Annotated in this window: 27 protein-coding genes; 19 read left to right on the top strand and 8 right to left on the bottom strand. The window is 39.6% G+C overall.

The features are described from left to right. Positions 1-41: 41 nt before the first annotated feature. On the bottom strand, positions 42-1235 hold the full coding sequence (gene punC, locus R2S10_RS05145; protein WP_316839373.1) for a purine nucleoside transporter PunC: 1194 nt from the start codon (positions 1233-1235) through the stop codon (positions 42-44). 37 nt (positions 1236-1272) lie between these two features. After that, positions 1273-2037 carry a response regulator transcription factor gene (locus R2S10_RS05140; protein ID WP_316839372.1) on the bottom strand — a complete coding sequence of 255 codons (765 nt, stop codon included), beginning with the start codon at positions 2035-2037 and terminating at the stop codon, positions 1273-1275. Positions 2038-2132: 95 nt separating this feature from the next. Between R2S10_RS05140 and R2S10_RS05135 the strand changes: the two genes are divergently transcribed. The 15 genes from R2S10_RS05135 (at position 2133) to R2S10_RS05065 (ending at position 17809) form a co-directional block, all read left to right on the top strand. Further along, positions 2133-2783, top strand: coding sequence for a DUF1349 domain-containing protein (locus tag R2S10_RS05135; RefSeq protein WP_316839371.1), 651 nt, complete (start codon positions 2133-2135; stop codon positions 2781-2783). Positions 2784-2916: 133 nt separating this feature from the next. Beyond that, positions 2917-3720 carry a class I SAM-dependent methyltransferase gene (locus R2S10_RS05130; RefSeq protein ID WP_316839370.1) on the top strand — a complete coding sequence of 268 codons (804 nt, stop codon included), beginning with the start codon at positions 2917-2919 and terminating at the stop codon, positions 3718-3720. An 81-nt stretch (positions 3721-3801) separates the two neighbouring features. Next, positions 3802-4392 (top strand): RNA polymerase sigma-70 factor, encoded by a 591-nt coding sequence (locus R2S10_RS05125; protein WP_316839369.1) that lies wholly within the window; start codon positions 3802-3804, stop codon positions 4390-4392. Between the two features lie 69 nt (positions 4393-4461). Further along, complete coding sequence (locus R2S10_RS05120) at positions 4462-5643, top strand: FecR family protein (RefSeq protein ID WP_316839368.1); 1182 nt, start codon at positions 4462-4464, stop codon at positions 5641-5643. 201 nt (positions 5644-5844) lie between these two features. Next, complete coding sequence (locus tag R2S10_RS05115) at positions 5845-9168, top strand: SusC/RagA family TonB-linked outer membrane protein (protein WP_316839367.1); 3324 nt, start codon at positions 5845-5847, stop codon at positions 9166-9168. 11 nt (positions 9169-9179) lie between these two features. Next, the gene (locus R2S10_RS05110) at positions 9180-10778 is read left to right on the top strand and encodes a RagB/SusD family nutrient uptake outer membrane protein (protein ID WP_316839366.1); all 1599 of its coding nucleotides are present in this window, start codon (positions 9180-9182) and stop codon (positions 10776-10778) included. Positions 10779-10805: 27 nt separating this feature from the next. Continuing rightward, positions 10806-11828 carry a glycoside hydrolase family 18 gene (locus R2S10_RS05105; protein ID WP_316839365.1) on the top strand — a complete coding sequence of 341 codons (1023 nt, stop codon included), beginning with the start codon at positions 10806-10808 and terminating at the stop codon, positions 11826-11828. Between the two features lie 26 nt (positions 11829-11854). Next, complete coding sequence (locus R2S10_RS05100) at positions 11855-12982, top strand: DUF1735 and LamG domain-containing protein (RefSeq protein WP_316839364.1); 1128 nt, start codon at positions 11855-11857, stop codon at positions 12980-12982. 29 nt (positions 12983-13011) lie between these two features. Then, complete coding sequence (locus tag R2S10_RS05095; RefSeq protein WP_316839363.1) at positions 13012-14421, top strand: BT_3987 domain-containing protein; 1410 nt, start codon at positions 13012-13014, stop codon at positions 14419-14421. A gap of 52 nt (positions 14422-14473) precedes the next feature. Beyond that, positions 14474-15934 (top strand): BT_3987 domain-containing protein, encoded by a 1461-nt coding sequence (locus R2S10_RS05090; RefSeq protein WP_316839362.1) that lies wholly within the window; start codon positions 14474-14476, stop codon positions 15932-15934. A 125-nt stretch (positions 15935-16059) separates the two neighbouring features. Further along, on the top strand, positions 16060-16296 hold the full coding sequence (locus tag R2S10_RS05085; protein ID WP_316839361.1) for a UPF0175 family protein: 237 nt from the start codon (positions 16060-16062) through the stop codon (positions 16294-16296). A gap of 224 nt (positions 16297-16520) precedes the next feature. Continuing rightward, the gene (locus R2S10_RS05080; RefSeq protein ID WP_316839360.1) at positions 16521-16862 is read left to right on the top strand and encodes a hypothetical protein; all 342 of its coding nucleotides are present in this window, start codon (positions 16521-16523) and stop codon (positions 16860-16862) included. 182 nt (positions 16863-17044) lie between these two features. Then, positions 17045-17284, top strand: a complete 240-nt coding sequence (locus R2S10_RS05075) for a hypothetical protein (protein ID WP_316839359.1) — start codon at positions 17045-17047, stop codon at positions 17282-17284. A gap of 14 nt (positions 17285-17298) precedes the next feature. Further along, positions 17299-17580: a hypothetical protein gene (locus tag R2S10_RS05070; protein WP_316839358.1), complete on the top strand. Its 282-nt coding sequence runs from the start codon at positions 17299-17301 to the stop codon at positions 17578-17580. Positions 17581-17602: 22 nt separating this feature from the next. Next, entirely contained in the window at positions 17603-17809 is a 207-nt protein-coding gene (locus tag R2S10_RS05065; protein WP_316839357.1) for a hypothetical protein, read from the top strand. Here the strand turns inward: R2S10_RS05065 and R2S10_RS05060 are convergent. Both R2S10_RS05060 and R2S10_RS05055 read right to left on the bottom strand, forming a co-directional pair. Further along, positions 17806-18144: a hypothetical protein gene (locus R2S10_RS05060; RefSeq protein ID WP_316839356.1), complete on the bottom strand. Its 339-nt coding sequence runs from the start codon at positions 18142-18144 to the stop codon at positions 17806-17808. The two genes, R2S10_RS05065 and R2S10_RS05060, sit on opposite strands and share 4 nt — an antisense overlap. A 111-nt stretch (positions 18145-18255) precedes the next feature. Next, positions 18256-18795 (bottom strand): hypothetical protein, encoded by a 540-nt coding sequence (locus R2S10_RS05055; RefSeq protein WP_316839355.1) that lies wholly within the window; start codon positions 18793-18795, stop codon positions 18256-18258. A gap of 100 nt (positions 18796-18895) precedes the next feature. Here R2S10_RS05055 and R2S10_RS05050 point away from each other — a divergent pair, with 100 nt between their 5' ends. After that, positions 18896-19501: a class I SAM-dependent methyltransferase gene (locus tag R2S10_RS05050; protein ID WP_316839354.1), complete on the top strand. Its 606-nt coding sequence runs from the start codon at positions 18896-18898 to the stop codon at positions 19499-19501. A gap of 6 nt (positions 19502-19507) precedes the next feature. On the opposite strand, the gene R2S10_RS05045 is transcribed toward R2S10_RS05050, so the two are convergent. From R2S10_RS05045 to R2S10_RS05030, 4 genes are read right to left on the bottom strand one after another with little or no spacing between them, the layout of a single operon-like run. Next, positions 19508-20101 carry a class I SAM-dependent methyltransferase gene (locus R2S10_RS05045; RefSeq protein ID WP_316839353.1) on the bottom strand — a complete coding sequence of 198 codons (594 nt, stop codon included), beginning with the start codon at positions 20099-20101 and terminating at the stop codon, positions 19508-19510. Continuing rightward, positions 20091-20489, bottom strand: coding sequence for a glycine cleavage system protein GcvH (gcvH, locus tag R2S10_RS05040; RefSeq protein WP_316839352.1), 399 nt, complete (start codon positions 20487-20489; stop codon positions 20091-20093). Before gcvH ends, R2S10_RS05045 begins: the two co-directional genes overlap by 11 nt. Positions 20490-20512: 23 nt before the next feature. Continuing rightward, positions 20513-22066 carry a phosphoenolpyruvate carboxykinase (ATP) gene (pckA, locus tag R2S10_RS05035; protein ID WP_316839351.1) on the bottom strand — a complete coding sequence of 518 codons (1554 nt, stop codon included), beginning with the start codon at positions 22064-22066 and terminating at the stop codon, positions 20513-20515. Between the two features lie 32 nt (positions 22067-22098). Continuing rightward, complete coding sequence (locus R2S10_RS05030; protein WP_316839350.1) at positions 22099-23337, bottom strand: aminotransferase class I/II-fold pyridoxal phosphate-dependent enzyme; 1239 nt, start codon at positions 23335-23337, stop codon at positions 22099-22101. Positions 23338-23612: 275 nt separating this feature from the next. Here R2S10_RS05030 and R2S10_RS05025 point away from each other — a divergent pair, with 275 nt between their 5' ends. The 3 genes from R2S10_RS05025 to R2S10_RS05015 all read left to right on the top strand — a co-directional run bounded on the left by R2S10_RS05025 (position 23613) and on the right by R2S10_RS05015 (position 26269). Then, positions 23613-24368, top strand: coding sequence for a YoaK family protein (locus tag R2S10_RS05025; protein WP_316839349.1), 756 nt, complete (start codon positions 23613-23615; stop codon positions 24366-24368). Positions 24369-24746: 378 nt separating this feature from the next. Further along, entirely contained in the window at positions 24747-24998 is a 252-nt protein-coding gene (locus R2S10_RS05020; RefSeq protein WP_316839348.1) for a hypothetical protein, read from the top strand. Between the two features lie 29 nt (positions 24999-25027). After that, positions 25028-26269 (top strand): NADP-dependent isocitrate dehydrogenase, encoded by a 1242-nt coding sequence (locus tag R2S10_RS05015; RefSeq protein WP_316839347.1) that lies wholly within the window; start codon positions 25028-25030, stop codon positions 26267-26269. The last annotated feature ends 1 nt before the right edge of the window (position 26270 follow it).

Raw genomic sequence — 26270 nt, 5'->3', positions numbered from 1 at the left:
TATTAATGGTAATAGACCACATTCTCATAAATAAGCTACGCTTATTTTAAACTGAGTTTATGGCCGATGTACACAAAAGGAATGGTGAAACCCATCACAATAGTGGTACTGAGTAGGGCATCTTTTGAAAACAAGGAAACCAATCCACTGGCAATAAAACAGATGCCCAATTGAATCGTATTTTGCATTGCAGCGGCTTTGCCCACATTATGCGAAGCTGATTTTAAGGCTTCCGACACCACGATAGGGTAACAGGCACCATTCGCTAAAGCCATTAAACAAAATGGAATCAGCAATATGGTCAAAGTAGGGGTCATGCTGATGGTAATTAAATAAAGGGACACCATACTTACCGAATACAGTACCAGTAAATAAGGCAGTAGTTTTTTGCCTTCAATTCTTCCTGTGATGGCTCTATAACCATAACCACCGATTAAAAATGCAATAGTTTGAGGGAAAAAACTGAGGCCAATCTGGCTTTCATTATAGCCAAGCTCCTTTAAGAAGAAAGGAGAACCGGTAAGCCAGGCAAAAAATGCGGCCGAACACATGGCATAGATGAGTACATTTCCAAGGAATGGCTTTGATTTTAAGAGGGATAGGTAAGATTTATCTACGTTCGAATCCTCAGCTTTATCGGTATGATCAGCGGCTGGTTTTTCTTCTTTTATGGTTAAGGTATATAGGATAAGCAGTAAGGCGATGAGTGCCAATGCAATAAAGATAGACCTCCAGCCAAAATAATTCAGTAAAAAAGCACCCATTAATGGGGCTAATGCAGGGGATAATGCCACCAGAGGCATAATAGAAGCGAATATTTTGTTGGTTTGTTCTTTTGGATATCTTTCAATGACCAGGGCCTGCCAGCTAACTGCAGCAGCGCAAACACCGATCGCTTGTACCAATCTAAGTACCAATAGGAGCTGGACGCTGTAGGTAAAGTATATGCCTAAGGAGGCGATGGTAAAGATGCTCAATCCCATCAGGACCGTTTTCGGTTTGCCGAACTTATCGGAGATTGGTCCCCATAATAGTTGTGCGATCCCGTATCCGGCTAAGAACAAAGTCAATGTTGCACTGATACTGCTTTTGGAACTGCCTAAATCTACGCGCATCTTGTCGAATGCAGGTAGATACATGTCTGTGGCCAGAAAACCTATAATACTAAGACCTACTAAGTAAAGAAAGAACAGGAAACTATTTTTTTTAGGATTTAACGTAATCTCATTTTTCATGATTACGCAAAGATAAGGAATATGCTGGGGGCTATGGTCAAATCAAGTTCATTCTTTCTGCAATCCGACAAGCTTCATGGGAGTTGCTGACTCTCAGTTTCTCTAATATATTTTGACGGTGACGGTTTACCGTATTGATACTGATCGCTAATAAATCTGCAACTTCTTTACTCATCTTACCTTTGCGAATCAGTTGCAACACTTCCTTTTCACGGGCAGTTATTAGGTTATTGCAGGACTCCTGATCTGGCTTAAGAATCGCGCCTGTTGCCGAGTTGATAATGATACCAGTGTATTTATCTTCAGCAGGCTCATCATAAGAGAGGTTATAAAGACATAGTGCCAACCATAAACTGCCATTTGCCGCCGTGCATACATAAAACATACGGTGTTCCACAAGCAGGTATATCCCATCCTTGTTGCGCATCCGGATTTTGCTTTTCACCTGGTAATCGGACCTTTCCTCGATCGGTAGGCTCTTTATCATACTGAAAAAATGAAGCTCCAACAAATGCTTCTCCATCAGGTCATCCGGATGAATTTTATTGAAAATATCTTCTTCCCAAATGGAGTTGATTTCTTTTGAGTTTTCTGTTTCCTCAAAACCTAATGTGGCAGCCACTCTTCCATTATAGATGTAACTTTTATTGGCTTCCATATCACTCAATACCGCGATAGAATTTTCTATTCTGGAATACATATAAGCCATATACTGATAATGAGAAATGTCATTCGGTTTATCGCTTTCCTCTCCAAAGGATTGTCTCAATAGTGTTTCATTTAGGGTATGGAGAATATTCATTTGATTATGGTTATTTATCAGTATTGGAGCGCTAGTTGTGGTGTTTTACATTTGTGAGGTAAATGTAACGTATGGTTATTAACTAAAAACAAGAAATGAAGAAAATTATTTTATGCCTCATTGGATTCGCGATCTCACAAACCGGATTTGCACAAAGTCTGGATAAGATGCAATGGTTTAATGAGCCACAAAACTGGGAAATCAAGAACAAAGCTTTAACAATGTCGGTCACTCCACAAAGTGATTATTGGAGGATCTCACATTACGGTTTTACTGTTGATGATGCCCCATTTTATTACAGTACTTATGGAGGAGAATTTGAAGCGAAGGTGAAAATCACCGGAAATTATAAGGCGCGTTTCGATCAGGTGGGCCTAATGCTGCGTATCGATCATGAGAATTATATCAAAGCTGGGATTGAGTTTGTAGACGGAAAGTACAACCTAAGTACGGTAGTAACCCATAAAACCAGCGATTGGAGTGTAACTACATTGGATAAAGTTCCTGAATTTGTATGGATTAAAGCGGTTAGGAGACTGGATGCCGTAGAAATATTCTATTCTTTTGATGATAAAAGCTATACCATGATGCGCAATGCTTACCTGCAAGACAACATACCCGTAATGGTGGGTTTCATGGCTGCTAGTCCGGATGGCAAGGGTTTCGATGCTAAATTCGAAGGTTTTAGCGTAAAACAATTGCCTGACCAGCGTAGACTGGAATGGCTGAAGAAAAATGCGAATTGATCGCCTCTTTTAACCAATAGGACCTTAACAGGTCCTTTTTTATGATCTGTCCTTTTTCTGAAAAAATAATGATAAATTATGTGGATCATTTTTGCTGCTATATTTAATAGCTGCGCTTTCAAAATATAACAACATGGAAAATTATAAAGAATACTTTTATACCAATAAGGTTTTGTGGGACAAGAGGACTGAGGCACATATTACATCCGACTTTTACGATATGCCAGCTTTTGTAAAAGGGCGAAATAGCCTCAATAAATTTGAATTGGATTTATTGGGAGAGCTTAAAGGAAAAAAGATATTACACTTGCAATGCCATTTTGGTCAGGACTCAATTTCTTTAGCCAAAATGGGAGCAGAAGTTACTGCGCTCGATTTTTCTGAGGAAAGTATAGCACAGGCAAGGGCTATCGCTGACAAGATGGGAACATCCGTTAATTTTGTTTGTTGTAATGTCCTGGAGATGGATCAATACATTGAAGAAAAATTCGATATCGTTTTTGCATCTTATGGCATTTGCGGATGGCTTCCGGAATTAAGCAAATGGGGCGCATTAATAGCTGAGCGATTAGCCCCAAAAGGCCGTTTTATTCTCGTTGATTTTCATCCGGTCATTTGGATGTTTGATGATAACTTTGAGAAAATCAGCTATTCTTATTTCAATCAAGGAGCGATCGAAGAACTAGATGAAAATACCTATACGGACAGCAGCATTGCAATCAATAAAAAGTCATATTGGTGGAACCATAGTTTTTCAGATATTATCTCAGCCTTATTGGATGCAGATTTACAATTAATGCAACTCAAAGAGTTCGACCATTCTCCATATGAGTGTTTCAAGAATATGGTTAAAACAGAGGAAGGTTTTCAAATCAGAAATATGGAAGGTAAAATGCCATTGGTTTATGCAATGGAATACCATAACTCAAGGGGATAGTCGCTTAACTGAAGGGCAATTTGGATTGGGGACTTTTCAAAAAAAATGTATAGCTTTCCGGGGCCTTTACCTAACCAAATTTTGAAGAACCAAACTGGCTATACATTTTTAACTGACAAGGATTTAATTAAATGTCTTGCAGAAGGCGATGAACGTGCCTTTACGGAGATTTATACGCGCTACAAAACTGTGCTGTTTTTGCATGCCCGCCGAATGCTGAATGAGGATGAGCAGGCAAGAGATGTGGTACAGGAGATATTTACAACACTTTGGGTCAAAAAACAGGAACTCCAGGTCACCACTTCCTTAAAATCTTATCTGTACAGTTCTGTTAAACATAAAATTCTGAATTTGTTGCTGCACCGTAAGCATGTTGAAAAACACATGCAGCTGATGCTGGGCGTTTATAATATGGGTACGGAGATTACTGATTTGCTGATTCAGGAAAAAGAACTGAGTCAACTGATAGAATCCGAAATCCAGGCCTTGCCTGCCCGTATGCGGGAAGCCTTTGTCTTGAGCAGGAAAGAAGAGTTGTCCAACCGGGATATTGCACAAAAGATGAACATTTCGGAAGAGACTGTTAAAAAGCAAATTGGATATGCGCTGAAAATTCTGCGCTTAAAAATTAAGCTCATCTCTATCGTCCTGATATTGCTCAATCTGGGCTAAAAATAAATTTCAATTCCGTCTACCTCTTTCTGATTGGTCAAGTGTCTTAACATTATAACCTAGGACTATATGATGGAAAAAGATATCTCCATACTGATCGAAAAATATAAAAATGGAACCCTGAATGAAGAAGAACGTAGTTTTCTAAATGCATGGTACATTAAATATGCAGAGGAAAAATCTTCATCATTCGAACCGGAACAGTTAGAGGAGAACCTGAATTTGTTATGGGGCTCGCTAGAAGAGAATCTGGTTGGGCATGGTTTTAAACCCGAACGCTTAAAACCTGCTAAGGTTTCGTTGTGGCCACGCATTTCTGCCGCTGCCGCTGTGCTGATGGTTTTAGGAGTAGCATTGTATTTTTTTAAGGCAGATCCAGGTCAGTTAAAATCAACTCAGCAAATGATAGCCGAGGATATTAAGCCAGGTAGCAATAAGGCTTTTCTGACGCTTTCTGATGGTTCAAGGATTTCATTGAATGAGGTCGCGAATGGACAATTGGCTAGCCAGGCAGGAATTACCATTACCAAAACGAAAAACGGACAATTGATATATACAATTGCTGATCAAAAATCTGCCAGTTCTGGCACTGAATACAATACCATTGAAACTCCTAGAGGTGGACAATATCAGATCAATCTTCCAGATGGTTCAAAGGTATGGCTTAACGCTGAAAGCAAGTTGAAATTCCCGATTACCTTCGCTGGTCAACAACAACGAAAAGTTGAGCTGACTGGTGAAGCCTATTTTGAGGTTTCAAAATTAAAGGAGCAAGGGATAAGAATGCCCTTTGTTGTAGCGAGTAGGGGTCAGGAAATCGAAGTACTCGGTACACATTTTAATGTGAATGCCTATCCTGATGACGATTATACAAAAACCACCTTGCTGGAAGGGGCTGTACGCGTTTCCCGCTTAGTAAACCCGCAAAGTGCAAGACTAATTCCCGGACAGCAGGCCAGTTTAAGTGCAACATCGCTTACGCTAAAAAATGTAGACACAGAGCAGGCCGTAGCCTGGAAAAACGGACAATTTATATTTAACAATGTACCGCTGCTTCAGGTGATGAAGGATGTTTCCAGGTGGTACGATGTAGATGTCGCCTATAAAGGTGATTTTTCCGGTGTAGTGATCGGAGGAAGTGTGTCGAAATTTACAAATATCAAGGAAGTACTGGATGTCCTGGAACTGGCCGGAGAAGTAGACTTTAAAATTGAAGGGAAAAAGGTAGTGGTAAGCCCCCGAACCAAATAAGTATTGAATTAACCAAACCAAACTATCACCTAAACCAAACCAAAATGAGCTAACCAACCTGTAAGAAGAAAAGAAGAAACCGGGATCAGGATATTGCGTATCAGACCCCGGTAAAGCAGAGTATTGTCTATTAAAACAATGAACGATTGTCCTACGATCCTTGAAAAATTACAGGACTTCGTTTTAACCCTAACCAAATGTATGAACATTTACGAACATTCCGTACATCGGCTGAAGAGCTATGTACCAAAATTTATGCGGATTATGAAACTAACCCTTGTTTTATTGATCACCGCTTTTATGCAGTTGACCTTTGCTGCAAGCGCACAGAAAGTTAACCTCCAGGAGAAAGACGCAACACTAGAACAGATCTTTAAAAAAATACGACTGCAAACAGGTTACAATGTAATCTGGAACCAGGCTTTATTAAAAAAAGGAAGACTGGTGAGCGTGAGCATGAAAGATGCTGAATTGACACAGGCTATGAATGAAGTGCTGGAAGGCCTGGAGCTGAGCTTTGTGATTAAAAACAAAACCATTATTATAAGGAAAAAGAATGAGCTGACATCCATGATCCCTGCAGCTGAGCAAATAGAGATCAAAGGAAAAGTTACCGATGAAAATGGGGTAGCTATTCCTGGTGTGACGGTAAAGGTGAAAACTTCCGGAAAAGTAGCCATTACAGATCCTAATGGTAATTATAGGATTGAGGCCGATGCGAAAAGTGTGCTGGTATTTTCTTATATCGGTTTTAAATCGATTGAAGAGCCGGTTGATGGACGCAAAAGTATCAACATCTCCATGCAGGAAGATTCTGGCAGACTGAATGAGGTGGTGGTGACTGCCCTAGGTATTAAAAGGCAGGTGAAAGCCTTGAACTATGAAGTTCAAACTTTAAAAAGAGATGACCTCACCACAGTACAAAGCGCAAACTTTACGAATAGTCTAAATGGTAAAATAGCGGGTGTGAACATCAATGCAAGTGCTTCTGGTGTGGGTGGTTCTACCAGAGTGGTGATGCGTGGCGTAAAATCCATTAGTCAGTATGCCAGTAATAACGTATTATATGTTGTGGATGGTGTTCCCTTGTTTAACAAATCTGCGGGAGGAGCTTCTGTAGGTGCTTTCGGTGATATTTCAGGTACAGAAAGTATTGCAGACTTTAACCCCGATGATTTTGAATCCATCAGTGTACTCACCGGACCTGCCGGCGCAGCCTTATATGGTAATGCCGCAGCAAATGGTGCGATTCTGATTACCACCAGAAAAGGTAGTAAAGATGGTTTTAAACTAAACTACTCGAACAGTACGACGGCATTGTCGCCATTTGTTTTACCAGAATTCCAGAATACTTATGGTAACAGAGTAGGCGAATATGAAAGCTGGGGCAATAAGCTGGTGGAGCCTAGTACTTATGATGCCAAGGATTTTTTCAATACTGGTGTTCAGCAGATCAATTCCCTGAATACTTCTATTGGTAGTGAAAAACAGCAGAGTTTCATCTCGTTTTCAAGTACAAACGGTAAAGGGATCATTCCTAACAATAAGTACAACCGTTATAATTTTACTTTCAGAAATTCAGCAACTTTCTTGGACGACAAGATCACTACGGATTTTTCTGCATCCTATGTAAAACAGACGGATCAGAATATGGCTTCGCAGGGGCAATATTTCAATCCATTGGTTCCCTTATATCTGTTTCCAAGAAACGATGGTTTTGATGTCATTAAATACTATGAAAGGTATAATGTGTCCAATAATTATTTTACACAGTATTGGCCTTACGGCGATCAGGGTTTACAAATGCAGAACCCTTCCTGGATTACGAACAGGATGCTGTTTCAGAATGCCCGTAACAGGTATATGATCTCTGGAAACACGACTTACAACATCGACCAGGGGATTAGTGTAACTGCAAGAGGCAGGATTGACAATACCGATGGAGATGTTACGCGTAAATATTATGCTTCAACGGCAGCGAATTTTTCAAAGCCAAATGGATACTACTCCTGGGCAAGTCAAAAAGTGTTGCAAAGTTATGTGGATGTGATCGGAACCTTCAACAGAACCTTCAATGACTTCAGTGTGAATCTGAATCTTGGAAGTTCCTATGTAAGAGACAAAACAACCACTGATGGCTTAAGCGGACACCTGGAAACAGTGCCTAATCTTTTCTCGATCAGGAATATTAATACTTTTAGCACCCTTGTCACTCCTTTTGATAATAAGGCAACATTGGGGGCCTTTGCAAGTGCAGAGCTAGGCTACAAAGGTTACCTTTACTTATCCGCTACAGGAAGGAAAGACTGGTCTTCAAGACAAGTGAATTCAACTGAAGAATCGTTTTTTTATCCTTCATTAGGACTTTCTGCAGTGATTTCTGAGATGTTCAGCATTCCTAAAACCATTGTGAGCTACCTGAAAGTAAGAGCAAATTACTCATCGGTTGGTTTGCCATTGGATGCTTTGGGGATCACTCCTGGAACGGTTACTTATCCTACCAATAATGGTGCGGTAACACCTATTTCTATCTATCCTTTTCCTGATTTTAAAGCACAAAGAACCAAAACTTTTGAACTGGGTGCTAATGTGAAATTCCTCGACAATAAAGTTGCTTTAGATGTCACTTTATATAAATCGAATACCTACGATCAGTTGTTTTTGGGAACCTTGCCAGGAGGAACGGGGTACTCGGGTTTCTATGCACAGGCAGGAAATATAGGCAATAAAGGAATAGAGGCCAGCTTAAGCTTCAACACCAAATACAGAGAGATTGGGTATAATACCGGGCTTGTTTTTACTTTAAACCGCAACAAGGTAGTGGAGATGGTCAGAAATTATCCTAATCCTGTTGACGGATCAATGTTTAATCTGACGGAGTTACTTGTTGATGGTACCTTAATACGTGAAGGTGGACAAGTAGGTGACATTTACACCCGTTCGTTTTTGAAAACAGACCAGAATGGTAAAATCTTTATTGACCCGGATGGTAATTTTTCACAGGTTAACGGAGACTATGTGAAATTAGGATCTGTAAATCCGGATTATACACTGGGCTGGAGACATGGTTTTTCACATAAGAACTTCAATCTAGGCTTTATGTTTTTTGCCAGGGTAGGGGGAATTGTATTGTCTCAGACTCAAGGTCTGCTGGATCAATATGGTGTATCTCAACGATCTGCAGTAGATAGAGATAGAGGCGGAATTCCAATTAATGGTGGACTGTATCCTGACATTGAAAACTATTACCGGACGGTAGCAAAATTAGAAGCCTATAATACTTATAGTGCAACTAACGTACGTCTGCAGGAAGTTTCCTTAAGCTACTCATTTCCTAGAAAAATATTTAGAGATAAAATGGGACTAAGCTTATCATTAACCGGAAATAACCTCTGGATGATCTATAATAAAGCTCCATTTGATCCTCAGCTGACGGGTTCTACCGGAACCTTTGGACAGGGGGTTGATTATTTTATGATGCCGAGTCTTAGAAGTTTGGGATTTGGTGTTAAAGTTCAATTATAAAAGAAATTGTGATGTATATAAAAAGATATTTGGTTGCCTCAGTGGCAACAGTAGCCTTGTCGCTACTACTATCATCATGTAAAAAGTATTTTGAAGAGGTAAATACCAATCCATATCAGCCTACTGATAAAATGCTCGAATACAATAACCTTAAAGTTGGTGTGTTTTTTCCGCAACTGGCAAAGGCAGTTATACCCATTGGTACGCCTTCTGAAGATACCGGTCCGGTAAATAACTACCAGATTGCGGTAGACCTGAGTACCAATAACTGGGCAGGTTATACTGCTGGTAGAAGTGAAAAGTTTGATGGAGGTAGTAACCTGACCACTTACTTTTTTAACGATGGCTGGGTAAATGGAACCTATATCAGGCGTACTGCTGATATTTTTAATCCATGGTTAGCGATTAAGCAAAACACAGAAACTACTGCACCGCAATTGTATGCGATCGCGCAGATTATGAAGATTGCCGGATACCATCAATCTACAGATATGTTTGGGCCTATGCCTTACAAAAAAGTGGGTTCAGGGTCCTTTACCGTTCCTTACGACTCGCAACAGGAGATCTACAATTCTTTTTTATCAGAGTTAACGGAGGCGGTTAAAGTATTGACGCCATTTATTGGTGGTGATCCACTTATTCCTCAATATGATGTGGTTTATGAAGGAAATGTGAGAAAATGGATACAGTTTGCCAATTCTCTAACCTTGCGTTTGGCCATGCGCCTGGCCTATGCTGATGCAGCAACTGCCCAAAAATATGCAGAACAAGCCGTTTCCAATCCAATAGGACTCATTTTAAATGTCGATGATGCAGCCAAAATGAGATCCGGTGCAGGACAAACCTTTATGAATCCGATCAGAACCCTTTCAAATAACTATGCTGATGACAGGATTGGCGCTTCTATTATGGCCTACCTGAAAGGATATAATGATCCCCGCTTACCAGCATTTGCAGAGCAGGTAACTATCGGCGGTGTACCTGGCTATTATGGTGTGAGAACAGGAATTTCTATAACTGCTCCGGAATATGTGCAGTATTCTTCACCAAATGTATTGTCAGAAACCCCTCTGTATTGGTTAATGGCATCAGAAGTTAGCTTTTTAAGAGCTGAAGGCGCATTGAGAAATTGGGCAATGGGTGGTTCTGCGGAACAGTTTTATAACGAAGGGATCCAGAAATCTTTCCAGGAGAACGGGGTAAGCAATACAACTTATTCCAGCAATGCCATCAGCACACCTACAGCTTATGTAGACCCGCTGAATGCTGCCCGGAATGCTACTGCGCCAACTACGATCACGATCAAATGGAATGCTGCAGATGTATTTGAAAGAAATCTAGAAAGGATCATTACACAAAAGTGGATCGCGATGTTCCCTAACGGACCTGAAGCATGGGCGGAACAAAGACGTACAGGCTATCCTAAACTTATTCCGATTATGCTGAATAGGAGTGGTGGTATTGTAAACTCGGCAAGCGGTGTAAAAAGAATGGTGTATCCATTAGCAGAATATTCGCTAAACGGAGCCAATGTAGCGATTGCTGTACAAAGCCTTTTGGGAATGCCTGATAATGGCGCATCGAAGGTATGGTGGGATAAAAAGCCTTAAAAGATTAGATAGTTTAAACATAATTTTATGAAAAAGATATTTGTATTCATCTCTTGCTTGTCCTTTCTCGCCATCCTGTTAACGGGTTGCGCTAAATGGACTGATGCTGAGCAGCTGGTCGTGCAGCGATTAGACGCGGACAGTAACAGCCTGGGGCCAAACTATAAAAAGTATTTAGAAAGTCTGAGGTCATATAAACAAAGTGCTCACCCACAGGTGATCGGTTTTTTTGACGCGAAAAACTGGAACCTGGACAATGGGAAGCAGAACACCTTTCTTTATAACCTTCCCGATAGTCTGGATATGATCTGTGCAATTAACCAGACAGGAGCATTGACGCCAGCTCAACTTGCCGATATGACTTCGACAAGAGCTACAAAAGGCACAAAAATGTTAATGATGCTTGACTTCAAAAAAATGAACGATGACCTCAAAAAACGTCTGCCTGTTTCGCCAGCCGGAGATTTGGTGAACACCACCATAAACACCTATACAGACTCTGTATTGAATGTATATCAGCAAAACAAATACGATGGAATTTATTTGTTGTACGAGGACCTTTACTGTTTTAATTGTTCAGAGGTATTGTCTGATATCAGCCGTGTATCGGCTATAATTACCAGATTGGCGGCTTCAGCGAATGCTAAGAAATTGCTCTTGCAGTCTAAAGGTACAGATGCCCTATTCCTGACTCCAGAAGCAGCGGGTAAAATTGACTTTTTTGTGGTCAACTCTTTAAATGTCGCCGGTGCATCTTACTATGTATATGATGGACTTCTGGATTTATACAGTAGTATAAATGGCTTTAGTTCTTCTAAAATGATGCTTACCGCCTCTTTTCAGGGCGACCGATGGAAGTTGGGTGGAGATCCTTTTCCTAATGGGGGCGGTACCTTCATAGGAACTGCTACGGCCCTGGCCAGATGGAATGTTACCGGAGGACGTAAAGGCGGACTGGGCATATACTATGTAGAGCAGGATTACAATAACAACCCGCCCTATAAGTATGCCAGGGAAGCAATTCAAATGATAAATCCGGCAGTTAAATAAAAGACAATTTCATTAAAATAAAGGATATGAAAAATATAAAACTATTCCTGTTCAGTCAGCTGGTATTATTGCTGATTTTGGGCTGTAATAAAATAAAAGATGGAGTTGGCGAGCCTGAAAATGCAGTGTATATCAACGAATCGCTGGCATACAGGCCAATTAACTTTTCTGTTAGAGCGGGTGCTACCGTACAAAACTCGCTGGCCTTGACACCAAGACTGGTCAAAGCTGAAAACCATAATGTGGAGGTTGCTGTTGGTGTAGACAATGGCTTAGTGGTACAGTATAATGAGGTAAATGGGACCAATTATGAGTTCTTGCCGGAAAAATATTATGCCATTCCTAAAAGCAATGTTACGATTCCTGCAAACAGTGTTTCCGGAGGAACGGTTGCTGTTAATTTTAATATAACAGACCCTTTTCCAAGAGGTAAGCTTTATTTGCTGCCGGTTACTATAACCAATACTTCCGGACTGCCGATCGTTAACTCCTCTAAAACCGCATTTTATCTGATTGGCGATAATTCTGGAGGTGCCAGAATCGTAGCTACGAGTACCAACAATGCATTTAAGGTCAACTTTACCGGAGCACCAATTTTAAGCAACTTTACGTTTGAGGCCATGGTTTATGGCAATAAATTCGATCGTTTAATCAGTACGGTGATGGGTATTGAAGGTTCTGTATTGCTACGTATTGGTGATGCTGGTATTCCTGGCAACCAGATGCAAATGGTGATGCCTGGTTCTCCAAATCTTAACACAGGTAGCGGTGGCGAATTGTCTGCAAATCAATGGCATCATGTAGCTGCGGTATATAATGGACAAACCGTTAGTGTTTATTTGGATGGTAAACTGGCTAAAAGTGGTCCGGCAAGCGGAACGGTGAATGTCACTAATAATTTTTACCTGGGCTTTTCGTATGACAATCAGCGATATATTGACGGGATGATGTGTGAGGCCAGGGTATGGAGTATCGCCAGAACTCAACAAGAGCTGATCGCAAATAAAGACTATGTGAGTCCTGAAACAACAGGCTTGCTGGCTTATTGGTCGCTCGATGACAATACCGGTAATGTGGCGATTGATAAAACCGGACATGGTTATAATGCTACCTCTACCAGCCCTATCGTATGGGTACAATCAATCGTTAAGTAATCAATTTATTAATAATAGAATAAAGGGATATGAAAAATAAAATTATAAATGGTCTTTACCGCATGCTTGCTTTGGCAATCATCTGCGGTCAGATCCTGATGATCAGTTCCTGCACAAAGAACAAGGCTACTGCTCCGGATCAATTTGAGGACTTCGCCAATATTACTACCGCTGGTTTTCTGATCAACAGTGTGAATACCCAAAGTGTTGTTCCGCTTAACGTAGTCAAAAAGAGCAGTGGTACTACCATCGACAGAGATGCGCTGGACTTTAGTTTCAAAATTACCAAGACGCTGGCTGTGGATGTAACGGCTAAGCTGCAGGTGAATGCAGGTATGTTGGCCGCCTACAATGCGGGCCATAATACCGCTTACCAGTTATTGCCGGAGAATGCCTATGCTTTTGCGGAGAATACAACGGTAAGCATCCCTAAAGGGGCTACAGAATCAAACCGGGTAAGTATTAAAATTACAAATCTAGCTTCATTAGTACTTGGACAAACCTATTTACTACCTGTTGGATTAGCTGCTATTTCAGAGGCTAATCTGCCTGTACATGATAGCTTTAAGACTACTTATCTATTGGTGTCTGTATCGGACCAAGCCTTCCCAAGCGCGGATAAGCCGAATGGCATTAAAAGCGTAGTGTATGTAGAGGCTGCCAGCAATAATATCCTAAATGCCGGTAGATACACCTTGAGTACAAGTGGAAAGCCATTTTTTGATGCGGTATTATTGTTCGCTCCAAATATTTACTGGATCAACAAAAAGCCTGTTGTTACCTTAGGAAGTGCCTACGGACAGTTAAACAATCCCGAGAAATACATACGCCCTCTGCAACGCAAAGGGATAAAGGTATTGGTGAGTTTCCTGGGAGCGATGCAAAACTTTAATACGCAGGAAATAGAGCAGATTAGTCTTCAGATTAAGGAAATTGTGGTTAGATATGGCCTGGATGGAATTAATTTCGATGATGAATTCCAGCCTTATGATGGGATTACCATGCCAGTGGCAAATAACTCTTCTTATACTTTGCTGATTAAGCGTTGTAAAGAACTGATGCCGGATAAGATTGTATCACTGTATAATATCGGGACGATACCTAAGGTGGTAAATGGGATTGTACCAGGTGATTATCTGGACTACGCATGGCAGGCCTACTATGGAAGTTATGGTGCGCCGAATATTCCGGGAATAACAGATAAAAAGAAATTAGGCCCTGCTGCGACCTGGATTTTAGGTACTGTACCTCAACAACAACCTACCAGTGTAACTACAGCCGAGACATTAGCTAAAAGGACAATTACTGAAGGTTATGGGGTAATGGTATTCTATGATCTTTCCGCATTTACCGTTCCCTCATGGATGCAGCGGGTAGGTAAAGCCTTGTATAATGAGGATGTAGTGGAAACCGAAGGACCTTATCAACAGGACTGGTAATCCAGATATAGATGACGAAATTATAATTGGCTATGTACCCAATCAAATTATTATGAAAATAAAACCATTCTATAAAATATTAAGCTGTGGCATTTTCTTTATGTCGCTGCTGACATTAATTGCTTCCTGCAGTAAAGAGGACATGCCAAATACCAAGTATTTGCAGGCATACCTTGCAGATAATGAATTTCAAACCGATGTAAGTCTGCCTGTGCTCAGTTTCGAGTTATTTGCCGATGGAACGGTAAACCGAGGGGAGACGCCAGCAAAGGTTACGATCGCTAATCCGGTAAAGCTTTCCAGAACCAGTCCCGCCGATGTGACCGTAAATTTGAAGTTTGGCGATAAGGCCATTGTGGATGAATATAATAGAGTTAATAATACCAGTTACAGGGTTTTGCCTGAAGGTGCGGTTAACCTATCAAAGGAATCTATTACCATACCGTCGGGTAAATTGGGCCCTGAGGAGAAAGAGCTGATCTTGACTGTTCTGAAACCGGGCTTGCTTAGCATTGATGCGAACGATTATTTATTGCCGATTGTTTTGAAAACGATAGAAAGTAATGATGGTGGTGTTAAACCAGGCACAACTGCAATGTATGTTAAAGTTAGGCCAACAGGTTTTGCTGTTGCTTTAAAGATCCCTAACTCGCAAACAAATCTCTTAAATATGAGCTATGCGACCACTGGAGTAGGAGGTGTTTATTTACCGCCAGCAGATGGCGTGTTCCAGGTTGGACTTAGTCCGGCAGCAGGTGTTTCTACTGCGGTAGAGGTAGTTCCTGGTGATGCCGCAATGGTAGCTGCCTATAATACGGCGAACAAAACAGAGCATATCTTATTGCCTGCCGCAAATTATACTATTTCAGCAGCTGGCAACGTCACTTTTGCTCCGGGTCAGAGTACGGCAAATTTATCTGTTGCCATTAAAGACGGACAGCAACTGGATCCGCTTAAAAAGTATTTGCTTCCATTGACTATAAAACAGGGAAATATTGCTTTTACAGATCAGGCAGCAAAAGTGATCATGGTATTGCTTACTGGGAAAATCACCAACGTTAATCCAGCTAATTCGGGCTTAACAGGAACAACAGCAATCCGTACAGGATGGGCATTAACTTCGAGCGCTAATTTTACCACTAAGGCCGTAGCTCGTTTGGTTGATGGAAGTAACTCAACATCATGGCGCTCTAATGGCATATTGCCGGCTTGGGTAGTGCTGGATATGGGGAATTCTTCAGCTGTTAAAGGCTTTAGTATTATTCCAAACTATGAGTATAGAACGTCTGATTTTATAGAGATGGATGTATTGTCGAGTACCGATGGTACCACCTGGAAAGCTGAAGGGCAGTATGTCGGACCTGCAACACTCGCAAGTTCTTCGGCAACATTACCGGATGTTAAAACAGTGAAATTCATTATTCCTGTTACCGCACGTTATTTTAAGTTTAATATTACCAAAAGTACCCTGGGAACTTATTCAGGGATGTGCGAATTAAATGCGATACAATAAATTATTATAACCATAATCAACCGGGATTCAGATTTTTTCTGATCCCGGTTGCCTTTGGGATGGTAGGATATATTTATAGAAATGGTTATCTTTACATAAGTACATTTTAATAGTAAATTTGACCTATGACAACTATAACCTTAGAAGTTCCTGATAGCTTAGGGGAGTATCAAAATGATACTATAAGATTTATAGCAGCTAAATTATATGAGTCCGGGAAGCTTTCCCTAGGGCAGGCTGCTGATATGGCTAGGTTAAGCAAGCGAACCTTTGCAGAATTACTTAGCGATTATGATGTATCCTTTATCAATTATTCCCCTAGCGATTTAAATGATGAACTTGATAGGATCTCGGGAATATAATATCATTATTACGGATATCTTGATAAGATTCAGTCTACAGACTTTAGGATATCTTCATCTTTAATAGATTTAGTTTTGGAAAAAACGGCTGAGAAATAATTAGGGTAAATTTTATGATTAGTACAACGGAGTTACCTACATTACAATTTATAGAATGTAGGAAAACAAATGCCTACGCAGCTATTTTACTTCTTCTCATTGCAGCTGGGTTTTATCTTAGTTTTATGAAGAAAACCCCTATCATAGCCTGGTTTTCCTTTTTAACGGGTTTCATCATTTCTGCTTATTTTGTTTGGAAGACGTTTAGAAAGACAGTGGTAATAGAACTCAGTTCTAATACAATTAAACATAAAGATTACTGCTATGGCTGGGGTAGGTTGCAGAGTTATGAAATACGGTACTTACATTCCAATTCTTATGTAGGGACTTATTTATTTTTAAATTCAAAAAATGCTACAATACCCTTAAAAATTTGTCTGGACGTTCTTGAAGATCAAGAGTCGTTTAAGCATCAGATGGCTATTTATGCTAAGGCAAACCACATTGAACTTGAGAAGTATACCTAAAAATTATTCCTATATCACCTCTTCAACAAAAATCTCATAACGATCATTCCACAATAAAACTTTTTGGGCAGTCGATGGGTTTTATTCTTTGAACCATATCATCTCTTAAAATATGAATTGTAGATCAGATTCGAGTATTTTCATCGAAGCTGATATTTATAACAAATTTTTATAATAAGTATATGGAAACTAATTCAATAGACCCCAATACTAAAATCGAAATTGATTATAGCAGGTACGATCAGGCAGTACAAAAGTTAAGACCTACAGTATATTTGGATGGAACAACTTTTTGTTGCTTATCGGGACCGGATCGCGAAACTGGTGTCTTCGGAACTGGAGATACCCTTGAGGGGGCGATTCAAGATTGGCGTTCTGCTCTTGAAGAACGCTTTAAACGTATAAACGGTGAGAATATCTAATTGTAGAAAATATTATGGATCCCTTTAACATAGTCATCAAAAACGGTAACGAACAATTGGACTTAAACATCCACCCCCAGGAAGCTGGTATTTTTAAGATTGTTTATCATGGTGCTCTTGTAGGGGAGATCTTTATTGGGCAGGGGGGAAGTTGGGAGGCCATTTCTGCAAATGATTTGGATGCCGCTACGATTTATGAATATGAGGAAACTTCAGGACATGCAGATATACTCCTTGAACAGGAAATAGTGCAAAGCATAGGAGGAGAAATCAAAAAAACAACAGGTGAATCTTAATGTATCATTAGTCTTGAAATTTATGAAACTGAATATTCAACTGTTGATCCCACTTTCAGCCTTGATATTTGCAGGCTGTGGTTCAGGTCGCCAGGAAAAAAAAGTAATGGACTCAATAATGGCTGATACTACCATTATAGATACTACGAATATGAAGGCCGCTCCTTCTGATACAACTGTCCTGAGGATGGAAACAAGCGGTAAGGATACGGCCTTAATTGCACATTAATTCCACATAGTTCCTGCCAATCCAAGGATAAGTGACATCCAGAACCCAATCAGGGCACCAAGAATACTTAATACCAGGAAAAGCTTACCTAACCAGCCCTCCAGTCTTCGGAGACGCTCTGTGATATCATAACATAGTCCAACCATTGCTCCTCCAAAGGGTGTGACCAACAGCGGCTTAATTTGCCAAAAGCTGCCCCAACTTGGGTTTCCCCGTCCTGCGCCGATCACAAAAAATCCAACGATAAGTAGGCCAATTCCTGCGCCAATGATCATGCGTTTTTTTAATGCCGGACTGAAAACCGGACTTGAAGATTCATACTTTATAATTGCCATGACTTTATATTTTAAAAGTACTTTGTAGTACAAAGTTAGTAATATATTTTAATTGTTCATCACTGTTTGAATTTTATCTTGGTTGCGTATTTAATACTAGCTTTTAGGACGTTATAAGTATGAAGTAATCCGCTTAGTAACCTTTTTAAGTTCTTCCTTTGAGAATTTCCTGGTCATCTTATTGATTTTCATCAGCAACAACTTGTCACCTTTCCTCACTATGATTACGCTGAAATTTTCGTTATCACTATGATACCATGCCTGATTGCCAATTCCTGATAGGGATGTTTGGCCTGGCATGTTATGATTACTTTTCAAAATATCATCATAAGCATTTCTTGCTAAGGTAGAATCAGTGTATTTTGTCAAGATGTAATGTAAATTTATAGGGCGATTTGTTTCCAGCTCATTTTCCAAACAAGTATAAGTTAAGCTCCTCTTTATAAAGTTATCCTTGATTTCTTTCTTTTGATCTGTCAAACTCGCAGCCTGACCTAATATTTTTTCTACTTCAACTTTAGTAGGTGCCGCATTAAAAATCACCGATGTGTCTGATAAATCATTGCTGCGCAATGGATTGTTTGGCTGCGGTTTACTATATCCAGATAGACAAATTGAGCTAAGCATTAGCATCAAAACTAGCTTTTTCATTTTATTCAGATAATTTTTAAAGATTAAAATAAAACACACCGGACCAATGATATGTTCTATTATCTGATATTTTTTCCAATTTTGCTTTTTACACTTGCTAATGAAAGAGAAAAAGCCTGAGGTTATTGAAACCTATAATATCATTGCAGACTGGTTTTCTGAAAACCGTGATCAAGGGTTAATAGAAAAACCTTATTTGGATCAATTGATGGATAGAATTGGACCAACAGGTAGCATTCTGGATTTGGGTTGTGGAACCGGAATGCCGATGATGTCTTATCTCTTAGAACGAGGAATGACCACAACTGGAGTAGAGGGGAGTTCTCGAATGTTGGATATTGCAAAGAAGAATCTACCTCAGGCTGAATATATCCAGTCGGATATGCGCCAACTCTCCATGGATAGAAAATTTGATGCGATTATATCATGGAATAGCTTTTTCCACCTGCCTATCGAAGATCAACCTGGAATGTTCCGCATTTTTAAAGATCATTTGAACCCCAATGGCATTTTATTGTTTACCTCAGGAAAAGTAAAGGGAGAGGCCTGGGGTATGAACGGTGGTGAAAATCTATTTCATGCTTCCCTTGATAAAACTACATATATGGCTTTACTTGAAAAGTATCATTTTCAGGTACTGGCTTATCATGAAGACAATCCCGAATGTGGTTATGCAACTATATGGCTGGCACAATTGTTAGATTAAATCATTCTATTCTCTCATCCACATCTTTAGTGCGTAATGGTGAGTATTGTCAATCAACTTATAACTGGGGGGTATCTGTTTTATGGAGCCATGGTAGGTAACTAACCGGGTGCCGGATGGTCTTTGATCTAACTGCTGATAAACATAGTTTGTATAGTAGCTATACAATTCGGCATTTGCTTCAATTCTTGTATCAATACCCAGATCTGGCTTGATGTTTTCATAAAAGGAATTGAAAAAATAAAAAGAATCAAATAAGTCAAAATCCAGCGCTGTTATATTATTGTGGATGAATTTTACATTCGGTAGTACCAGCGTGTTTTTTACCGATTGGGCTAAATTAAATAAATCATTACGTTGCTCAACTCCATAAAACAAAGTTTCAGGTTCAAAGAAACCTGCCACGAGGCAGAACTTCCCGACGCCACTTCCAATATCCAGGACTTTTGAGTTTGGTCCGGATAGATATTCACTGGATTTTTTAGCAATTTCCAGTGGAGTCCAATGCATTTCTGATAGGTTTTGGATGCGCCTGGGATATAAATAATCGAAGCTGGTGTCTTTATCAAAATACACTACATTAAGAGAATCAGTGTGCATTTAATGCGGTATTTGCTCCAATTAGACTTTTATAGGCTTCAGCTGTTAACAAGGATTCCTTTTCTATGGCTGTACTTACGAAAACCTTAATCAACCAGGTGCTATATGGGTCTAGATTTACTAATTCTGGTTTCTTTTCAACATCCGGGTTTACAGCAACAACTTTTCCGGTAACAGGCATAAATAAATCTGATACTGTTTTAACCGCTTCAACAGTGCCAAAAATGTCCTCTTTGTGAACGGTCGAATTTAAAGTGGGTATATCTACATAAACAATGTCACCAAGTTCATTTTGAGCAAAATCGGTAATGCCAATTAAAGCATATTGGTCATCAAAACTAATCCATTCATGGTCTTTAGTGTAAAACAAATTGTTTGGGTATTCCATAGGGTCTTTGTTGTTAGTTGTGCTTATTGTTCTTTGTATTTTTTAAAGTTTTTGGCGAATTTATCAGCTAAGATTTTAGCAGCGATTTCATATTCATTTTTATCAGCCCAGGTATTTTCCGGGCTTAACAGATTTGTAGGAACTCCAGGACAGCTCAAAGGGATTTCTAGCTCAAATAGATTATGTTTTTTAAATTCGACATGCTCTAACTGTCCATTTAAGACAGCTGTAACCATGGCCCGGGTATATTCCAGCTTAATACGTTCCCCGATTCCATAACTGCCACCGGTCCAGCCAGTATTAATTAGCCATACTTTAATGTTTGAGCTTTTCAGCTTTTCACCTAACATTGAAGCATATCTTAGCGGGTGTAGTGGTAAAAAAGGTTTTCCGAAACATGCGGAAAAAGTAATTTGAGGTTCCTTTATTCCAATTTCCGTCCCCGCAACTTTTGAAGTATATCCAGAAATGAAATGATACATGGCCTGTCGCACATTTAACTTTGAAATTGGGGGTAAGACACCAAAAGCATCTTCGGTCAGAAGAAATATATTTTCAGGTGGTTTTCCGACAGAGGGCTCAACGATATGCGCTATGGAATCAATAGGGTAGGCTGCTCTTGTATTTTCGGTGATAGAGGTGTCCGCATAGTTTACGACCTGTTGGTTTGGATAAAAGCAAACGTTCTCTAATAAAGTACCAAACTTAATGGCATTAAAGATTTGTGGTTCTTTTTCCGGACTTAAATCGACACACTTTGCATAACAACCACCTTCTAGATTAAAAACGGAATTGGCATCCCATCCATGCTCATCATCGCCAATTAACTTCCTGTCCGGGTCTGCCGAAAGTGTTGTTTTTCCTGTCCCGGATAGTCCAAAGAAAATAGCGGTATCCCCCCGTTCACCAATGTTTGCACTACAATGCATGGGCAATACATTTCTTTCCTGTGGTAAAATGTAGTTTAAAACTGTAAATACTGCTTTTTTGATCTCTCCAGTATAGGCTGTTCCACCAATTAGAATGACTTTTTTCTTGAAATTGATCACGGTGAAATTTTCAGAATGGATGTCATCCTCTTTTGGGTCTGCCATAAAACCAGGCGCAGATAATATGACCCAATCCTCGCTGAATTCTGATAATTCATAAATATTTGGTCTTAAGAAAAGATGGTAAGCAAAAAGGCTTTGCCAGGCGTATTCTGTTACCAGCCTTATTTTAAGTCTATAGTCTTTAGCTGCACATGCAAATACATCCCTTATATAGACATCCCGGTTTGATAAATAAAGCGTCACTTTCTTATAAAGACGTTCATAGGATTGCTCAGAAAGCTTATGGTTAACTTCTCCCCACCAGATGTTGTTTTCAGTCAGCTCCTCTGCTACGATATATTTGTCTTTCGGTGATCGTCCGGTAAACTTACCTGTATTGCAGGCTAAAGCACCTGTTGATGTGAGTTCACATTGATGATCACGAATCGAGTTGATCACCAAATCAAATGTAGGAGTGTTCCAATAGACGGATCTATCTCCATTAATGCCTAAATACGTTAATGAGCGTTTTTCCCTGGTTATCATAAAGGATCTTTTTTATTTAAACGAGTAACTGATTAAGACAGTTGTAGTTGATGGTCGTATTTTCCAGCAGTTAGATTGAGTTTAATTTGCTTAAATACTTCCACAGTCCGGTCAACCTCTTCTTTGGTATGATTAGCTGTTGGTATTAACCTTAAAATGATCATTCCTTTTGGAACTACCGGATACACAACTAATGAACAAAATATATCATGAGTTTCTCTGAGATCCCTTACCAATGCCGTTGCCTGGTCAATTGAGCCAGCTAAGTAAACGGGTGTTACAGGAGATTGCGTATTGCCGATTTCCAGTCCTGCTTCTTTAAGCCCATTTTGTAGTTGTTGGGTGATCTCCCACAATTGAGCTCTAAGTTCTGGTTTTTCCTTAATCAGACTAAGTCGCTGATGTAGACCATATACCAATGGCATCGGTAGTGCTTTTGCATAAATCTGAGAGCGCATGTTGTATTTTAAATACTGGATAATCTCTTTTTTTCCAGAAACAAAAGCGCCAATGGCAGCAAAAGATTTAGCAAAAGTGGCAAAGTACAGGTCAATCTCGTCTTGAACACCCTGAGCTTCACCAGTCCCGGCACCAGTTGCACCCATTACCCCAATACCGTGAGCATCATCAACCAGGAATGTAAAATCATACTGTTTTTTAAAGGCGCTGATTTCTTTTAATTTCCCGGTATCTCCACGCATACCAAAGACACCTTCGGTAATGACCAGTACTCCACCATTGTTCTGATTGGTTAGTTTTTTAGCTCTAATGAGTTGTTTTTCAAAATCTTGAATGTCATTGTGCTTGTAAACAAAGCGTTTGCCAATATGCAACCTTAAACCATCTATGATGCAAGCATGTGATTCCGAATCATACACCACAACATCGTGACGGTCAAGTAGACTATCAATGATGGATAGCATACCCTGATAGCCGTAGTTAAGCAAAAATGTATCCTCTTTTTTTACAAAAGAGGAAAGTTTTTCTTCCAGCATTTCATGAAGTATGGTATTACCAGTCATCATTCTTGCACCCATAGGATAAGCAAGTCCATATTGTTTTGCACCTTCTTCATCTGCTTTCCTTACCTCAGTACAATTTGCCAGACCCAGGTAATTATTCAGACTCCAAACTAGTTTCTGTTTGCCGTTAAAAAACATTTGATTCCCTAACTCACCTTCCAGTTTTGGGTAGGCGAAATATCCATGTGCGTAATGTGCGTGTTCTCCTAATGGGCCGGGTTTTAATAAGTTCTTTTCTAATAAATTCATTACTTCAGTTTTGTGTGGAAATCAAATGCAAATCTATTGGCTAGATCAAAGTGTTTTACAGTAAGAAATCATGGAGGCAGGTGATACTTATCAGTTTATACGATAACAGGATCATTTTCATGGCCTTCTTTTTTATAGTTGCATGAAATGACTTGATTATCCCTACATTGGCTGAACTAGACAGTTCCCATTTTTCATGTAGTTAGCCAATAAGATTTTTTCTGTTCGTGTAATGGGAGCAAAAGCTGTCATTGAAAATGCAATAAATAACAGCCATGTTAAGACACCTGGGGGCAAAGCGTACACCTCAACATAACCTTAAATTAGCAACTTTACTTGGACTAACTGCAGGATTCGTAAACGCAGAGGGCTTTCTGGGATTTGCAGTATTGACTACCAATGTTACCGGCCATGCCGCTTTATTGGCCGAAAAAATTGCCCTTGCAGATTGGCATACTGCTCAGGTTGTTGCTTTATGGATGTTTCTTTTTTTAGCTGGTGCTTTTGTTTCAAGCTTAATTCTCTCATTGACCGGGCATAACCAACGTTTTTCTTATTTCATTGCTATTTTTATTGAAATTATTATCCTTCTTTTTTCTGCGTTATATGGTCATCGATATGATGGAACTTTAGTTGCTAAAGAGATCTTTGCCGGTAGTCTGCTTTTTGCAATGGGCTTACAGAATTCTTTGGTATCTATGATTTCTGGTTCAGTGGTAAGAACTACGCACCTGACTGGAACATTTACTGATCTGGGTATAGAATTAGCACAGTTGTTTAATAAAAGTAAACATGATCATCCAGCCCTTATCGCTAAAATAAAGCTTCGATTGGTCATTATATTCTTTTTTATGACAGGTGCAGTTGCTGGGGCATATCTTTTTCATCATTTCGGGTTTAAGTCTTTTTTTGCACCAATTGGCATTTTGATTTATGCATTACTCTATGATATTTTTAGAATAAAGGCAAAACGATACTACCAAAATACCGCAAATGCGATGAAGGGGCACTTAGCGCCAATAAAAAGATGATTTTTATCAGTGTAACCACTGATATCTTTCTGTAAAATAAGTACTTGATAAGGCTAATTTTGCATCATGGAAATCATTAGACTCCAGTTTAATTACAGGATTATGACTGAAAAGGAAATGCCTTCAAATGAAGAATCATTTTGGCTGAAGTATAAAAGTTTCGCAAGTACAGAGATTTTAATGTACTTAATCATGATAATTGGAATTTTTCTTGGATTGATCATCCTCCTATAAAACCCCCTTGATTACAGTTTGCTGCCTTTGAACTAGTACGTTAATTCATATTCCTTTAGGATATGAGCTGGTGGAACAAGATCTCCATAAATCTTTGAGAATGTGGATTAAAAAATAAAATTGTATCATAAAAACAATACCAAAATGACTTTAGAAAATTATGCTTCCTCAGTTTTAAAACAACTTGCTGAAGCGCAAAATTACCCACAAGTGGAGACGATTATTACTGATGCTGTAGATCAGCTTGCAAATAAAAGTCATCCTATTATTGAATACCTGAATGAATTGGAAAGGAAAATCCAGGATTTATCTCCATTACTTTTAAGCAGTACCCAGTTTAGTTGCTATAGATATGCGCTTGTGTATCTGCATAATTATGTTGTGTTCCCGAAATAGGACTTCACAATATATAAATGATAAATTATATGAAAACTAAAAAAATTAGGATTGTAAATCCTATCGTTGAGCTTGATGGGGATGAAATGACACGTGTCATCTGGAGATTTATTAAGGAAAAACTGATTCTGCCTTATCTGGAATTGGACATTAGGTATTTTGACCTCAGTATTGAACACCGTAATACAACATCAGACCAGGTAACCATTCATGCAGCTGAGGCAATTAAGAGGTATGGCGTAGGGATCAAATGCGCCACCATCACGCCAGATGAGGATCGTGTCAAAGAGTTTAAGCTTAAAAAGATGTGGAAATCGCCTAATGGAACAATTAGGAATATTCTTGATGGAACCGTATTCCGCGAACCTATTGTTATCGACAACATCCCTAGACTAGTTGCAAACTGGACTAACCCGATCTGTATTGGACGCCATGCATTTGGAGACCAGTACCGTGCTACCGATTTTTTAACCAAAGGCAGCGGAAAACTGACCATTACATTTAAACCTGATGATGGAAGTGAGGAAGAGTCGCATGAGGTATACAATTATCAGGGGGATGGAATTGCAATGGCCATGTACAATACCGATGAAAGTATTTATGGCTTTGCAAGGGCTTGTTTTAATCAGTCCCTGACAAAACAATGGCCACTTTACCTGTCTACAAAGAATACAATACTGAAAAAATACGATGGCAGGTTTAAGGATATTTTTCAAGAAATTTATGAAAATGAATTTCAGGATATGTTTGCGGCGGCGGGTATTACCTATGAACATCGTCTGATTGATGATATGGTTGCTTCTGCTTTAAAATGGAATGGTAATTTCGTATGGGCCTGTAAAAATTATGATGGTGATGTGCAGTCTGATACGGTAGCCCAGGGCTTTGGTTCATTAGGACTGATGACCTCCGTTCTGATTACTCCAGATGGAAAAACGATGGAAGCTGAAGCAGCACATGGTACCGTTACCCGGCATTACCGGGAACATCAATTAGGGAAAGCAACATCAACAAATCCTATTGCCTCTATTTTTGCCTGGACCAGGGGATTAGCGTTTCGAGGCAAGCTGGATGACAATCAGGAACTGATACAGTTTTGTGCTATGCTGGAAGAGGTTTGTGTGGAGACCGTTAAATCGGGTAAGATGACCAAGGATCTGGCAGTCTGTATTCATGGGAATAGAGTAGAACACGGAAAAGATTACCTAAACACGGAGGAGTTTTTAGCTGCATTAGATGGAAATCTTAGAAATATGTATAGAAACAAATGAT

It is taken from the genome of Pedobacter gandavensis, assembly GCF_032678745.1.
Taxonomy (GTDB): Bacteria; Bacteroidota; Bacteroidia; order Sphingobacteriales; family Sphingobacteriaceae; genus Pedobacter; species Pedobacter gandavensis_C.
The sequence above is the reverse complement of the archived record's forward strand: the minus strand, read 5'-3'. Positions and strand labels throughout refer to the sequence as shown.